This window comes from Paenibacillus sp. FSL L8-0638, from assembly GCF_038593075.1.
Lineage (GTDB): Bacteria > Bacillota > Bacilli > Paenibacillales > Paenibacillaceae > Paenibacillus > Paenibacillus polymyxa_D.
This window is the reverse complement of sequence record NZ_CP151960.1, coordinates 4866007-4881104: the sequence shown is the minus strand read 5'-3', so window position 1 is coordinate 4881104 and position 15098 is coordinate 4866007. Positions and strand designations below refer to the sequence as shown.

Below are 15098 nucleotides of genomic sequence, written 5' to 3'. Positions count from 1 at the left end.
AACAATATGTAGATCAAACAGTCTAGTTCGTCTATATATTGCACTTTGGAGCGACTGGAGTCGAATTTTGCTAAATCCTGATACCCGAAAAGTTAGGGTTCCTAATGCAGTTCTATATTTTGAATTGAGGTGACTGGATTTTCATGAAACGATATATAGCATGGGCTCAAGGAAGATCGTTTTGTTTGTATATGTTAATCGGCATCGTGATCTTGTTGCTGGCCGGATGTTCGGGAGGAGGACAGGCTGAACAGAATCAGAGCGATGGTTCGAAATCAGCGGCAACATCTGATGCAACCGGAAAGTCGTCTGACGGTAAAGCTCAAGCTCCTCGTATTGTGGCGACTACAGTAGCCATTGCGGAAATCACGGATGCGCTGGGCCTGGATTTGGCTGGTAAGCCGACAAGCACGAAAGTGCTGCCTGACCGATACAAGGATGTGCCTGATGTGGGTAATCCGATGAGTCCCGACATGGAAAAAGTGATGTCATTGAAGCCGACGGATGTACTGTCGGTGACGACACTGAAATATGATCTGGAGCCTAAATTTAAAGATTTGAACATCAATGCCAAATTTTTGAATTTTGAAAGTCTCGCGAATATGCAAAAAGAAATTCAAAAGCTGGGAGACACGTTTGGCAAAGCCGATAAGGCCAAAGAGATTAATGGAGCGTTGGATGCCAAAGTAACTGAGATTCAACAAAAGATCAAAGGGAAGAAATCTCCTAAAGTATTGATTTTGCTGGGAGTACCGGGAAGCTATCTGGTGGCTACCGAGCATTCCTATATTGGGGATCTGGTTAAAATTGCAGGCGGAACAAATGTGGTTCAGGGCGAGAAGGTGGAGTTCATTGCCCACAATACCGAAGCCTTGCAGCAATCCAACCCTGATATCATTTTGCGCGCTGCACACGGGATGCCGGATGAAGTAGTGAAAATGTTCGATGAAGAGTTCAAAACCAACGATATCTGGAAGCATTTCAACGCTGTGAAAAATGGGCATGTCTATGATCTGCCTGAACCGTTGTTTGGCACAACAGGGAATCTAGCGGCAAACTCGGCGCTAGATGAGCTGATGAAAATGCTGTATCCTTCGAATTAAAGGAAGCTGATGACATGTCCAAAAAAGGTTGGAGTCTTATTGTTGTAATGGTCTTGCTCGTCGGCGTCATGTTATATTCAGCGATGACAGGTAGTCTCAAGGTGGATTTGAGTCAGTTGGTGACCGGATTGTGGACAGGTACAGATGATCAGGTGAATGTGGTCAAGGACCTGAGACTACCGAGAATTATCGTAGCCGTGATGGCAGGTGCATCACTTGCAGTGGCGGGTGTCTTGCTGCAAGCTGTTATGAAAAACCCGCTGGCAGATGCCGGAGTTATCGGCATTTCTTCGGGAGCAGCATTGATCTCGCTGATTGCGGTGACGGTCTTTCCAATGCTTTATTTCTGGATGCCGTTCTTTTCATTTATTGGCGGTGCGATAGCTTGTTTAATGGTTTATGGATTTTCATGGAGATCCGGCTTGCATCCGATTCGTCTCATTCTGATCGGGGTAGCTGTGAATGCCATTTTTTCTGGTTTAGGTCAGTCATTTAATTATCGAGGCAGTTATGCGGTCACCAGCATTAACCAGGTTACTACTTCAACCTTGTCTATGAAAAAATGGGTAGATGTCGAGGTTATTGTGACCTATGGCGGGATTGGACTAATTTTGGCCATGCTCGTGTTCTCTTGGTGCAATTTCTTGTCCCTTCAAGATAAAACAGCTAAAAATCTGGGATTCAATGTAATGCGCGCACGACTTTTGATTTCTGTGATTGCAGTGCTGCTTGCAGCAACGGCTACAGCCATCGCAGGAGTGATTGCCTTTATCGGCTTGCTCGTTCCGCATTGTGCCCGCTACCTAGTTGGCTCGGATCATAAGTGGTTGGTTCCATTTTCAGCCTTATGCGGTGGCTTGTTGCTGCTGCTCGCGGATACACTGGGGCGGACGGTGCTTGCTCCCAATGAAATCCCGGCTTCTATTATTATGGCCGTCATTGGCGGGCCGTTCCTGATATTCCTGATCAGAAAGGCGGATCGCACCTATGGACATTAAGGATATAACCTTCTCATATGATCGGAAAACAGATCGTCTGCACGCTATTCATGCTGTTATTGAGTCGGGACGGATTACGACCATTATTGGTCCCAACGGGTGCGGCAAATCGACGCTGCTCAGCGTGATGTCCAACAATGCTGTTCCCCGCTTGGGCCAGGTGATTCTGGACGGCAAAGAGATAGCCCACTACAAGCCCAAGGAGCTGGCCCGTCAATTGGCGGTAGTCCATCAGCAGAACGAGGCACCTTCCGACTTGACTGTAGAAAAGCTCGTAAGCTTCGGCAGGTTGCCGCATAAGAACATGTTCACAGCGAGGCGTGACGAGGATGAGGAGGCGATTGAGTGGGCGATAGCCTGTACTAACCTGAACGAACGTAGAACTCGCACGTTGGATCAGCTCTCAGGAGGAGAACGGCAGCGTGTATGGATTGCAATGGCCTTGGCACAGAGGACGCCAATTTTATTTTTGGATGAGCCGACCACCTATTTGGATATGTACTACCAGATTGAAATTTTAGAGCTCATTCGGCAGTTAAACCAGGAACATGGACTGACAATCGTGATGGTGCTGCATGATATCAATCAGGCTATTCGGTATAGCGGTGTAATGATTGCCATGAAGGAAGGGCGTATTATAGCGAACGGCCCACCTACAGAGGTCGTTACATCTGAACTGATCCAGACGGTTTATGATGTGGAGGTCGTAATCAAACAGGATGATGAAGCGGGCATGTATCTCATTCCGATAGGAGTCGGGGCTTCCTGACATTTACAAGCATACGGAACATTAATGCTGCGACTGAATAACACGTTTGTCCTCACGGCATTTCAACGAATTTAAAATATGAAAATGGTTCTGGTCCATGTGTTTTGTCAGGTTACAACCGTGGAGACAGAAGCATTTTTTATTTTATTTATAAGATATTGGATGAGATTCAGGGACGGTTATGCTTATACTACGGTTCGAATCCGATCTTTTGTGTGTTATACTATTGCCGTCGGTAATTTTGTGTTTAGCACTTTACTAATGATAAGGATGGTATGCTTATATGATCAGTACAAGCGGCGTAACGCTTCGTTATGGGAAACGCCCACTTTTTGAAGACGTAAATATCAAATTTACTCCTGGGAACTGCTACGGCCTGATTGGGGCGAATGGCGCGGGCAAATCCACTTTTTTGAAAATTCTTTCCGGTGAAATCGAAGCCAATTCAGGCGAGGTTCACATGACACCGGGCGAACGGATGGCAGTGCTCAAGCAGAACCATTATGAATACGATGAATTCCCGGTTCTGGAAACCGTTATTATGGGTCATACGCGTCTGTATGAAATCATGAAGGAAAAAGATGCGTTGTATGCCAAAACAGAATTTACTGAAGCAGACGGCCTGCGTGCCGGTGAACTGGAAGGCGAATTTGCGGAGCTGAACGGTTGGGATGCTGAGCCGGATGCAGCTTCCTTGCTGATCGGTCTTGGTATTCCCCGCGACCTGCATGACAAGAACATGTCTGAGCTGAGTGGTAATGACAAGGTACGTGTTCTCCTGGCTCAAGCGTTGTTTGGTCGTCCGAACAATTTGCTGCTTGATGAGCCTACCAACCATTTGGACCTCGAATCCATTCAATGGCTGGAAAATTTCTTGATGGACTATGAAGGCACCGTCATCGTCGTATCCCATGATCGTCACTTCCTGAACAAGGTATGTACGCATATTGCGGATATTGATTTTGGCAAAATCCAGATGTACGTCGGCAACTACGACTTCTGGTATGAGTCCAGCCAGCTTGCGCTTGCCTTGACGCGTGATGCCAACAAGAAAAAGGAAGAGAAGATCAAGGAACTGCAAGCCTTTATTCAGCGCTTTTCCGCGAATGCTTCCAAGTCCAAACAAGCTACTTCACGTAAAAAACAACTGGATAAAATTACGCTGGACGACATCCGTCCATCGAACCGTAAATATCCTTTCCTGAACTTCAAGCCTGAACGCGAAGCAGGCAAACAACTCTTGACAGTAGACCGCCTCAGTAAAACCGTTGAAGGCGAGCAAGTGCTGAATGAGTTCAGTCTGGTTGTGAACAAAGGCGATAAAATCGCGTTTGTCGGGCCGAACGGTTTGCCTAAATCGACGCTCTTCCAAGTATTGATGAACGAGATCGAAGCAGACAGCGGAGAATTTTCTTGGGGGATTACAACTAGCCAAGCTTATTTCCCGAAAGATAATTCCACCTATTTTGAAGGTGTGGACATGAATCTTGTGGAATGGCTCCGTCAATATTCCAAGGATCAGGACGAAACGTTCCTGCGTGGCTTCTTGGGACGTATGCTTTTCTCTGGTGAAGAAGCACTTAAGAAAGCAAGTGTACTGTCCGGGGGCGAAAAGGTTCGCTGTATGCTGGCGAAAATGATGCTGAACGGTGCCAATGTGCTGTTGCTGGAAGAACCGACCAACCACTTGGATTTGGAGTCCATTACAGCGCTGAACAATGGTCTGATTGATTTTGACGGTACTATATTGTTCACATCTCATGACCATCAGTTTATTCAAACGATTGCGAACCGCATCGTGGAAATTACACCAAACGGCGTAATCGACCGTACGATGAGCTATGATGAATACTTGGAAAATGAAGAAATCGCGAAATTGCGTGAACGTATGTATCCGGTAGAAATCGGCTAAAATTCCAACCGGCTATCTTCAACAACTAGATAAACGAAAGAGGAGCTCCTTTAGGCCATTGAGATGGCAGGGAGACTCCTCTTTTTCGTTTTTGTGCCATGCCCATGCTTACTTGGTTCTGGCCGTGAGGTAAGATAGACCTCGCCAGACCTTTGGTACCCTATAAAGGCTATGAGGTGGCTTATGATCCGCCTGTACGACGGCGTTGGTTGTTCGGCTTCTTCGTATTTTGGCTTTTCAGTGTTTTGGTGGAACCGCCTTGAAAGCCGCCCTGCTGTGAAGCGCCGGACTGCTGTTTTTTTTGTGCCAGCTTTTCCCGAATGGCATCTGCGAGATTAACTTTACGTGGTTCATTGGCATCGCTCATGAATAAATTCCTCCTGTTGCCGCCAGATTCATGTCAATCATGTTGGATTGAAGAAAAACGCGGCTGTGTCCTCATTTTATACGTTTTTAAAAGAAGGGACAAGGGCAACAATGATAACACATCGCTGGGGTGGGGCGGGAGAGAAAACGTCTGTTTTTTGTGTGAAGGAAAAAATGTTTTGTGTAACCTACAGGAATGGGGCCTGGCAATACTTTTTCGTTGTTCCTACAGCGATGCAGAGCGGAAAGACTGTTTCTCTAGACCCACACAAAGTTCGTCTGCTATCCTGAAAATAACAGTTACCCAAAGGTGAATTGTTATTTTCAGGATAGCTACGCTGCTTGTTTGAAAAGTTAATGTTGAGGGTTCAAGGCAGCGATGCTGCTATTTTTATTTTTGGGCCGGTGAGATCGTTCTGCTGGGAACTATATATTTGAAGGAGTGTCCTACGTTGTGGTAAATGTCTATGATGAAATCCGAAAAGGTGAGCGTGGGGCGTGGGTAAGCATTGCTGCTTATCTCTTGCTGTCCGCCTTTAAGCTGATTAGCGGGTATATATTTGCTTCTAGCGCATTGCGGGCGGATGGCTTCAATAATGTCACCGATATTGTAGTGTCGGTTGCTGTACTGGTTGGACTGAGAATTTCCCAAAAGCCACCGGACTCTGACCATGCCTATGGACATTTTCGGGCCGAAACGATCGCTGCTCTGCTGGCGTCCTTTATTATGGCTGTCGTCGGTTTGCAGGTGCTTATTGATGGGATCGGCAGCATTTTCAAGGGCGGAAAGCAAATACCGGATATCACCTCCGCGGGTGTAGCTGTGATTTGTGCCGTGATTATGCTGGGAGTGTACCTGTACAATAACAGGCTGGCACGGCAAATTAACAATAAGGCTTTGCTGGCAGCAGCCAAGGATAATCTATCGGATGCACTTGTCAGTGTTGGGGCAGCAGTTGGCATTATCGGCGCACAATTCGGGCTAGCCTGGCTGGATACTATAGCTGCGATCGCGGTAGGATTCATCATTTGTAAAACAGCGTGGGATATTTTTAAGGATTCCACACACAGCTTGACCGATGGATTTGATGAGCAAGAACTGTCTGACTTACGAAGTACGATTGCCCGTATACCTGGAGTAGAGGGGATTCGGGACGTTAAGGCACGTGTACACGGCAATCATGCACTGGTGGATGTGGTCATTGAGGTGAATCCGCAACTCAGCCTGATTGAAGGGCATCGGATCAGCGACCGGATTGAGGAACGCCTACAAGAGGTTCATAATACGATGCATGTCCATGTCCATGTAGAACCCAAATTATAGATTAATTATTAAATAGTTAGTATTAAAAGTGACTTTAGACCTATATGTAAAAGGCGTATACGCTTCCTTTTGTGACGTTTGGATTATATCTCTCTTCCTGCTGCTTTTACTATAATGAAGGCATGTCCGGCTATATTCGTCGGAATTGGATATGCTCTTCAAATTCGTAAAAACAGCCAGGAGGTGCAACATTGAGAAGACGCGTGATGGGAATGCTCATGACGTCAGCCGCGCTGTTGGCAGCAATTCATGTGGCGCCGGGTCAGGTTGACGCAGCGGCATCAACAGCATCCACGGGACAGAAGGCGGTTATTCAGGCGGCTGTAAAGCTTAGATCCGGTCCTTCGACTACAGGGGATGTAGTCAGCTTTATGAAGCAGGGAGAGGCCGTAACGGTATTGGAGAAAACCAACAGCTATTGGTATAAGATCAAGACTTCTGATGGAGTAACCGGATACACTAGCAGCTCCGACAAGTACATAAAGGTTGGCGCTACCAGCGTCGCTGCTGCTGTCACCCCGTCTACCACTCGTAAATCGGAAGCCACAGAGTCAGTTAAAAATGTTTCAGCTAAAGAGGCAGTGGCCTCAGTGAATAGTTCTGCCGGTCAAACGAAAGCCACGATTCAAACGTCCGTTCGTTTGCGGGCGGAGGCATCCACTTCTTCCGAGGTTTTGGGCTATTTGAATGCAGGGGATGTCGTTACGATTACCGATCCAAGTAATGCTTATTGGTTCAAGGTTACCAAAACTGATGGTACGGTGGGCTATGTCAGCTCGTCTCCACAGTATATTCGTATTGGTGAGGGCGTTGTTGTGCAGCAGCCTGTGTCTGCTCCGGTGACAACCACTCCTGATACTACCGCAATACCTGTGACAGCATCTCCTGCGTCAACTATGAACATGTTTTCCGGTGATGTAGCGGCTGCAATAGAGCAGGTTATTAACACGGGGATGACTTATCTCGGAACTCCATATGAATATGGTTCGGATCGTAGCAGTACGGCTACTTTTGATTGCTCGGCATTTACCCGTCAAATTTTCCGTCAGGCTGTAGGTATCCAGCTTCCGGCAGATTCTCGTTCACAGGGTGAGTGGATCAAGCAAAACAGTCAGCCGAATACGGACATGACTACGCTGAAGCGTGGCGATTTGCTCTTCTTTACAAATTATAATGCATCTTCCGGGGCGTACACGTCCTTGGATAACTCCTCCCAAACGATTACACACGTAGCTGTATATTTGGGAGACAACAAGCTTCTCCATACGTTTTCTGTAGCGGGTGGCGGTGTAAAAGTTACGGATTTCAGCAAGCCTTGGCAGGACCGTTTCCTGTTTGGGGGCAGCGTGATTCAATAAAAGCGCCGCTAACTGTTAAAAAGCTGCATCAAAAAAGGATGTTCCACAGCCCTGTTGACCAGGGTGGGAACATCCTTTTTTTATAGACATTTAGAATATTGCTTTTATGCAGCTAGCATCCGATAACTATGAAACCCGTTTTCTTCTGGTAAAGAGTGAAATGACGAACAACACCAGAAATATCACAAATAATATTTTAGCGATTGTAGCAGCTACGGACACGACGATACCAAAAAAACCTAAGATACCGGCGATCACAGCAAAAATTAAGAATAAAGCGGACCATTTTAGCATGTTCTTTATCCTCCTTTAATTGTATATAATGTGGCATACTCACGCCCCGATAGAGCATGGTTGCAGATGATGGAGACTTCTTTAGAATATTTGTGGCTGTGCCATCGTTATACGTTGTTTTAAACGGTGTGAGAGTCCGTGAATCATAACGTTTGGAGCGGAGAAGAAGCCAGCCTGGACGTTGTTTCGTGTCTGAATCTAAAGGGTAACTATGCAGTAATCATAAACATCATCGTGAAAGACGAAAGAGAGGTTACGCTATGTTAACACAGGTCAGCATTTTTATTATTGCTATCGCATTTGCAGTTCTCGTTATTTTCCTCATTAAAACGTTGAAAGCAGCACAAGGCTCTTTGGATAAGGTGACTCAAACCTTGCAGGATGTACAAAAAACGATTGATGAACTGAGTTATGAAGTAAAACAAACGGTTCGACATGCGAATGACATCACCGCAGATGTTGATCATAAATTGAAGCAAGTGGAGCCAGTGATGGAATCGGTTAGAAATTTGGGGGAGGTACTCAGCGAAGTGACGTTGGCTGCCAAGCAGGCTTCAACAGCGTTAATGACACGGTTTCAGAAATCGCATAGCGCTGCGAGTAATACTTCCAGAACGGATCACGCGATCAAGGCAACGACATCGAATAGACCTTTGACCGCAACGGAGCGGACGGTTCAGAGCTACAATGCGACTTATGAAGAGCCTGCGGCCAAGCCAGGTAAAAACTGGTTGGGTTATGTAGACATCGCTGCTGGGGTGTGGCAGAAAATGCGTCAGTAGCATAGTGGCTGAACCGTAAACTACAGGAAATTCATTGAAAGGGTGAGATTTATGATGAAGACGTTATTACTAGCTGCTGGTTTGCTCACTCCCTTTTCCGGACAGGATACGGTTCAGCAAACCGTTTCCCCGCAAATAGCGGGGCATGTGGTTAGGACTGTGCAGACGATACCCGCTCCACATGCTGTACCAGCAGATTTTCATACCTTAAATGGCATATCTTTGGATGATACACGTGCTGATGTATTGAAAAAGCTGGGCAAGCCACAGCGAGTCAAAAAGGATAAGTTGCTGCTTTCTACAGAATACCAATATCCAGATGTTGTGGTAGGTATGCGTGAGGACGTCGTTTCTTATGTGCATGTAGATCCTGCTGCCGGTCGAATCAAGGTGAATGATAAGTGGCTGCCGCTGCAACGGAAAACGCTCGATCAGGCGCTGGGTGGCTCGCAATTCACGGCGGAAGACGGAGAGGTATATGTACGCGGACAACGTGCAATCAAAGTGTTTATGGATGAGACGTCTGATAAACCTAAGTATGTTGAGTTTTTTGATGAAACGGAATGGTAATTGATTTTTTTAAGGCATGACATAACATGGAAGTTTCAAATGGATATGTGAAGTGTAATAGTCAGGGAAGTCAATCCTTAAAGGAGCGTGAGAAACATGAATCAGACCAATCATAAATCTTATGCCAAAGTGGTAGATAACGGTGTACAAGCCGTTGAAGCAGTAAATGAGTTGCGTAACACAGGCTATCGTTATGAGGATGTGTTCGTGCTCGCTCATGATCAGGATCGGACAGATCGTATTGCCGATACGGTGGATGCCAAGGAAATCGGGATTAAGGAAGAGGGCGTTTTCGATTCATTAGCCAACTTGTTCCGATCCCGCGGCGATGAGCTTCGCGCTAAAATTACTTCCTTGGGATTTACAGATACGGAAGCTGATTTTTATGAAAAAGAACTGGATCAGGGGAAAGTGCTGGTCATTGCTAAAAAAGCGTGATATTGCTGTTCACCATAAGAGCAGCGTGACATTAGATTAGAAAAAGAGGAAGTTGACCGCAGCACAAGTGTTTCGCGGGTCCTCCAAAAACATAGATAAGGAATGGGGTTCAGCCTCATTCCTTATCTATGTTTTTGGAATGCCTTCTTACGGAAACACTACTACTAATCAACAAGGGTGTTGCCGTTTAAGTAGGTATAGTATAATACATGAGTTACAGATAAGGAGAAGCCAATGAGAATTCTAATTGTTGACGATAACCCGACGAATATCATTATTATTCGTGAGATACTAAAAAAAGAAAATTATCGGGATGTGATCTCTGCTAACTCGGCCGCAGAAATGTTAGAGCATCTGGGAATAGGCGATCGTACCATTAGTCTCAGGCCCCGTCCTTCAGATATTGATCTGGTGCTGCTGGATATGATGATGCCTGAAATGGACGGCATTGAAGCTTGCAGTATTGTGCAGGAATATGAGCATTTAAAAGATATCCCGATTATTATGGTAACGGCTGTAGGTGATTCTAAAAAATTGGCTGAAGCTCTGGATGTGGGAGCCGTCGATTACGTCACGAAGCCGATCAACAAGGTAGAGCTAATGGCGCGAATCCGATCTGCCTTGCGTCTCAAATTGGAGAAGGACTGGCATAAGGATCGGGATCAGCGAATTCAGGATGAGTTGAAGCTGGCCGCGATGGTGCAGCAAGCGGTACTTAGTCCTGCCATTCAGGACCCGGTGCTGCAAGTAAATGCGCTCTATCAGCCTTCCTTTGAACTGGCAGGGGATTTATATTCTTGGTATCCGTTAGGGGAGGGGCGATATGCCATCATTTTGCTGGATATGATGGGACATGGCATTTCTTCTTCGCTGTTCTGCATGTTCATTGCATCTGTACTTAAGGACACGGTGACCACGTATGTGGAGCCTGAGAAGGTCATACAAGAGCTGAATCGTCGTTTTAATCAACTGGATCTGGGCAAACAGCTGGTACAGTATTATTTTACGGCGATTTATATGGTGATTGATACCCGTGCACGGCGAATTGACTATGTAAATGCGGGACATCCTCCCGGTTTGCTGTTCAACCAGGATGGTAGCATTACCAAATTTGACCGTGCATGCAGCCCGGTTGGTTTATTTGATAAGATTGATGCAGAAATGCACACGATTCATTATGAAGGAACAGGGCATATCGCTTTGTATACGGATGGCTTGCTGGAGGCGGTGGAAGGTGAATATGAGGAGCAGTTGGAGTATCTGACTGAGTGTCTGCGTAAATACGAAGAATGGAATGAGGAAGCGATGCTGGATGCTTTTTTTCATAAAGAGGCGCCACAAGATCGTGATGATGATAAATGCCTGATCTGGATTTCGTTGAAAGAGGGAGAGAGCTTGCATGAAAATCAGAAATAAACTGCTGATTGGCTTTGGATCGCTTATGGCGATCCTCCTTGTGCTGACACTAATCAGCTATGACCGGATGGGGAGCCTGAATGAGCAGTTGAATCAGGTTTATCAGGATCGATATATGAAAGTCCGGAAAACAACAGCTATTCGCGGGCAGGTGAACGATATGGCCAAAGTGATGGCCAATCTGATCTTGAATCCAGGTTCCTCCGTTAGTGAGGCCAAACGCGAGCTGGACGATATTTCGGCTACTGGAACGAAAGTGCTGGCTAGTCTGCAAACGAATTCCGGCACCAGTGAAGAGCAACAGCAGGTTGATCGGGTAGCCGTCGCGTGGAATGAATTTTTAAGTTACGAACAAAGACTGGTCTCTTTGTTGGGGCAAGATCGTATTGATGAGGCTAACGCTTTCCGCAATAGTACTGGTTTGCCTGCCCAAGAGGAGGCGATGGATAGTATTAATGCCCTTGCCGTTTTTCAGGATCGGGAAATTGATAGCGACATGAAGCAAGCCAATTTGGCGTATGAAGAATCTGTGCAGATTACCACAATTCTGATGGCCGCCGGCCTGATCATGGGCTTACTGGTTATTTTGTGGGTGCTCCCAAGCATTGCCAAAGGTCTAAATGTCGTGAATCTCATGATTAATGGTTTTGGCAAGGGAAAGTACAGGGCCATCAGCCGAATGAGTGTTGCCTCCAAAGATGAAATCGGTGAGGTCGCTCGTGTATTTCAACAAATGGCCGGAGACTTGGAAGAAAAGCGGAAATTTGAACATTCCGTCCTTCAAACGCAGAAGGACCAAACTTGGCTTAATGCCAATACTGCTCGGGTGACTGAGTTGTTCCGTGGCGTAAATTCACTGGAGCAGGTTGCTCAGATGTTCATTAGTGAGTTTACGCCCATCTTGGGAGGCAGTTATGGAGCCATTTATTTGCAAGGAAAAGATGTAGAAGACAACCGATTTAAGTTATACGGCTCCTATGCAAAGGTGACTGGCGAAAATTCGATTAGAGACGTTATCCAGGTAGGCGAAGGGTTGCTCGGACAATGTGTTTTGGATCGTAAGCCGATCTTGATTACAGAGGCTCCTGACGGATATTTGTCCATAGGCTCTGCCTTAGGAGAAAGTAAGCCAGTGGGAATTATGATTTTCCCTATTTTGTTCGAAGATGAGTGCATCGGTGCTATAGAAATAGCGTCACTGGATCGCTTCAGTGATCTGGAAACGAAGCTGTTTGCTCAATTAGTAGAGAGCATGGGGATTATTCTGAACAATATCAAGGGACGGATGCGTGTAGAGCAATTGCTGCGCGAGTCCCAGGCACTTACTGAGGAATTGCAATGCCAGTCCGAGGAGCTACAAACTCAGCAAGAGGAACTCAAGCGCTCCAACGAGAATTTGGAGGAGCAAACAGAGGAACTCAAGCGTTCAGAGGAATTGTTACAGCGTCAACAGGAAGAATTGGAGCATTTTAATACTGAACTGATTGCCAAAACCAGAGCGCTAGAAGAACAGGTACGAGAAGTGGAAGAAAAGAACGACGAGATTGAACATGCACGAGCTCAGTTGGAACAACAGGCCATGCAGCTAGGAATCACAAGCAAATACAAATCCGAGTTTTTGGCCAATATGTCTCATGAGCTGCGTACTCCGCTAAATAGCTTGCTCATTCTTTCTCAGCTCTTGTCTGAGAACAAGGAAGGCAATCTCAAGCCGAAGCAGGTGGAATATGCACAAACCATTTACATGTCAGGCGCGGATTTGCTGAAAATGATTGATGAAATTCTGGATTTATCCAAAGTGGACGCTGGAAAAATGGATATTAACCATGAAGCGGTCCACTTGAAGGAACTGGAACTGTTTGTGGAGCAGAATTTTGCTCCGGTCGCAGCCCAACGTGGGCTTCAACTGCATACCGAGATCGAAGAGAACTTGCCAGATGCCATTATCAGTGACGGTTATCGTCTCAAACAAATTTTACGTAATTTGTTGTCCAATGCATTCAAGTTCACCACGGAAGGATCTATTCGTTTCAGTGTATCTCGGGCAAATGGAGAACAGCTTCCGGGTCTGCTAAATCCACGAAGATCCTATCTGGCTCTATCTGTGCATGATACGGGCATTGGGATTGCTTCCGATAAAACGGATCTGATCTTCGAAGCCTTCCAGCAGGTAGACGGTACAACCAGCCGGAAATATGGGGGGACAGGACTAGGTCTGTCGATCAGCCGCGAGCTTTCCAGATTGTTGGGCGGTGTGATTACGGTGGAATCCGAGCAGGGACAGGGCAGTTGCTTCACACTGTATTTGCCGGAACAAACGCCAACGGCTGAGGATATGGCTTCTCATTCGAGAGAGGAATTTAACGGCACGGATGTGAATTCGGATTTTGAGAATGTTGCAGCCTCGGCAGAAACGGACCTTCCCATAATTATGCCTGCTAAACAGTTGCCATTATATCAGATGCCTTCGAAAAACAAAGCGGAGGACATTATACATCCAGGGGACGACCGAAACGAGATTACCTCGCAGGATAAAGTGTTGCTGATTGTTGAGGATGATATTAATTTTGCTAATATTTTGTACGATATGGCCCGTAGCCGGGGCTTTAAGGCACTGATCGCTCTCCAAGGAGACGATGGGCTCAACATGGCTCAGTCTTATTTGCCGGACGCTATTATATTAGATATTCAATTACCTGTGATGGATGGCTGGTCCATTTTAGGCGAGCTAAAAGGAAATTCATCGACACGTCATATTCCAGTGCATGTTATTTCAGTCATAGATGATGTGAAGCAGGGCCTAATGATGGGCGCGATTGCCTATCTCAAAAAGCCTTCCTCGAAGGAAAGTCTGGATAAGGCATTTTCACATATAAAATCGTATACAGACCAAATGGTCAAACGTCTTCTTGTGGTTGAAGATGACGATAATCAGCGTAAATCCATTATTGAGCTGATCGATCATGATGATGTTGCCATTACGGCGGTATCGACAGGTCAGGAAGCACTGAATGAGCTGGCCACTCAGCGGTATGACTGCATGGTACTGGATCTGATGCTGAGCGACATGACTGGTTTTGAGCTGCTGGATCGTATTCGAGAGAACGAGCAGCTAGCTGATCTGCCGATCATTATTTATACAGGCAAAGATCTGGATAACAAAGAAGAAACGCAACTTCGCAAATATGCAGAGTCTATTATTATTAAAGATGTTAAATCGCCGGAACGGCTTTTGGACGAAACAACGCTGTTCTTGCATCGTGTAGAGGCGAATCTTCCTGAGGACAAACGCAAAATTTTGCAAAAGCTATACAACAAGGAAGAGCTGTTTGAAGGTAAAAAAATATTGTTGGTAGACGATGATATTCGCAATGTATTTGCTCTGTCCAGTGTGCTGGAAAGCTATCGTATGGATGTTACCTTTGCGGAAAATGGAAGAGAAGCACTGGAACTGCTGGAACAGACACCTGATTTTGATCTGGTGCTGATGGATATGATGATGCCGGAAATGGATGGATATGAAGCGATGCGACGTATCCGGCTAATGCCACAATTCGAGAAGATGCCTATTATTGCCCTAACAGCCAAGGCCATGAAGGATGACCGTTCCAAGTGTATTGAGGCAGGCGCGTCCGATTATGTGAAAAAACCGATTCAAACCGAACAACTTTTATCATTAATGCGGGTGTGGTTGTATTCGTAACCCAAAAAAATGGGTAATATAAATCGACACATGATGGGAGCGGCACAGGCAAAACCTATTTAGGA

13 protein-coding genes are annotated in these 15098 nt (G+C 46.0%); 11 read left to right on the top strand and 2 right to left on the bottom strand.

The window, feature by feature from the left end; genetic code table 11:
- The first annotated feature begins 143 nt into the window (after nucleotides 1–143).
- The 4 genes from isdE (at nucleotide 144) to MKY35_RS21800 (ending at nucleotide 4782) form a co-directional block, all read left to right on the top strand.
- Nucleotides 144–1103: a heme ABC transporter substrate-binding protein IsdE gene (isdE, locus tag MKY35_RS21815; RefSeq protein WP_342444802.1), complete on the top strand. Its 960-nt coding sequence runs from the start codon at nucleotides 144–146 to the stop codon at nucleotides 1101–1103.
- 14 nt (nucleotides 1104–1117) lie between these two features.
- Nucleotides 1118–2101, top strand: coding sequence for an iron ABC transporter permease (locus tag MKY35_RS21810; protein WP_342444801.1), 984 nt, complete (start codon nucleotides 1118–1120; stop codon nucleotides 2099–2101).
- The gene (locus tag MKY35_RS21805; protein ID WP_342444800.1) at nucleotides 2091–2870 is read left to right on the top strand and encodes an ABC transporter ATP-binding protein; all 780 of its coding nucleotides are present in this window, start codon (nucleotides 2091–2093) and stop codon (nucleotides 2868–2870) included. Before MKY35_RS21810 ends, MKY35_RS21805 begins: the two co-directional genes overlap by 11 nt.
- A 283-nt stretch (nucleotides 2871–3153) precedes the next feature.
- Nucleotides 3154–4782, top strand: coding sequence for an ATP-binding cassette domain-containing protein (locus MKY35_RS21800; protein WP_013311942.1), 1629 nt, complete (start codon nucleotides 3154–3156; stop codon nucleotides 4780–4782).
- 181 nt (nucleotides 4783–4963) lie between these two features.
- Here the strand turns inward: MKY35_RS21800 and MKY35_RS21795 are convergent, their stop codons facing one another.
- Nucleotides 4964–5149, bottom strand: a complete 186-nt coding sequence (locus MKY35_RS21795; protein WP_029517162.1) for a hypothetical protein — start codon at nucleotides 5147–5149, stop codon at nucleotides 4964–4966.
- Between the two features lie 453 nt (nucleotides 5150–5602).
- Between MKY35_RS21795 and MKY35_RS21790 the strand changes: the two genes are divergently transcribed.
- Nucleotides 5603–6472, top strand: a complete 870-nt coding sequence (locus tag MKY35_RS21790) for a cation diffusion facilitator family transporter (protein ID WP_342444799.1) — start codon at nucleotides 5603–5605, stop codon at nucleotides 6470–6472.
- Nucleotides 6473–6663: 191 nt separating this feature from the next.
- Nucleotides 6664–7830 (top strand): SH3 domain-containing C40 family peptidase, encoded by a 1167-nt coding sequence (locus MKY35_RS21785; RefSeq protein ID WP_342444798.1) that lies wholly within the window; start codon nucleotides 6664–6666, stop codon nucleotides 7828–7830.
- Between the two features lie 126 nt (nucleotides 7831–7956).
- Here the strand turns inward: MKY35_RS21785 and MKY35_RS21780 are convergent, their stop codons facing one another.
- Nucleotides 7957–8124, bottom strand: a complete 168-nt coding sequence (locus MKY35_RS21780) for a DUF1328 domain-containing protein (protein ID WP_029517166.1) — start codon at nucleotides 8122–8124, stop codon at nucleotides 7957–7959.
- A 260-nt stretch (nucleotides 8125–8384) separates the two neighbouring features.
- On the opposite strand from MKY35_RS21780, the gene MKY35_RS21775 reads away from it, so the two are divergent.
- The 5 genes from MKY35_RS21775 (at nucleotide 8385) to MKY35_RS21755 (ending at nucleotide 15033) form a co-directional block, all read left to right on the top strand.
- The gene (locus MKY35_RS21775) at nucleotides 8385–8906 is read left to right on the top strand and encodes a DUF948 domain-containing protein (RefSeq protein ID WP_342444797.1); all 522 of its coding nucleotides are present in this window, start codon (nucleotides 8385–8387) and stop codon (nucleotides 8904–8906) included.
- 51 nt (nucleotides 8907–8957) lie between these two features.
- The gene (locus tag MKY35_RS21770) at nucleotides 8958–9476 is read left to right on the top strand and encodes a hypothetical protein (RefSeq protein WP_029517168.1); all 519 of its coding nucleotides are present in this window, start codon (nucleotides 8958–8960) and stop codon (nucleotides 9474–9476) included.
- Between the two features lie 96 nt (nucleotides 9477–9572).
- Nucleotides 9573–9914 (top strand): general stress protein, encoded by a 342-nt coding sequence (locus MKY35_RS21765; protein ID WP_023990277.1) that lies wholly within the window; start codon nucleotides 9573–9575, stop codon nucleotides 9912–9914.
- A gap of 234 nt (nucleotides 9915–10148) precedes the next feature.
- Entirely contained in the window at nucleotides 10149–11330 is a 1182-nt protein-coding gene (locus tag MKY35_RS21760; protein ID WP_039273655.1) for a fused response regulator/phosphatase, read from the top strand.
- Nucleotides 11314–15033 (top strand): response regulator, encoded by a 3720-nt coding sequence (locus MKY35_RS21755; RefSeq protein WP_342444796.1) that lies wholly within the window; start codon nucleotides 11314–11316, stop codon nucleotides 15031–15033. Before MKY35_RS21760 ends, MKY35_RS21755 begins: the two co-directional genes overlap by 17 nt.
- Nucleotides 15034–15098: the final 65 nt, after the last annotated feature.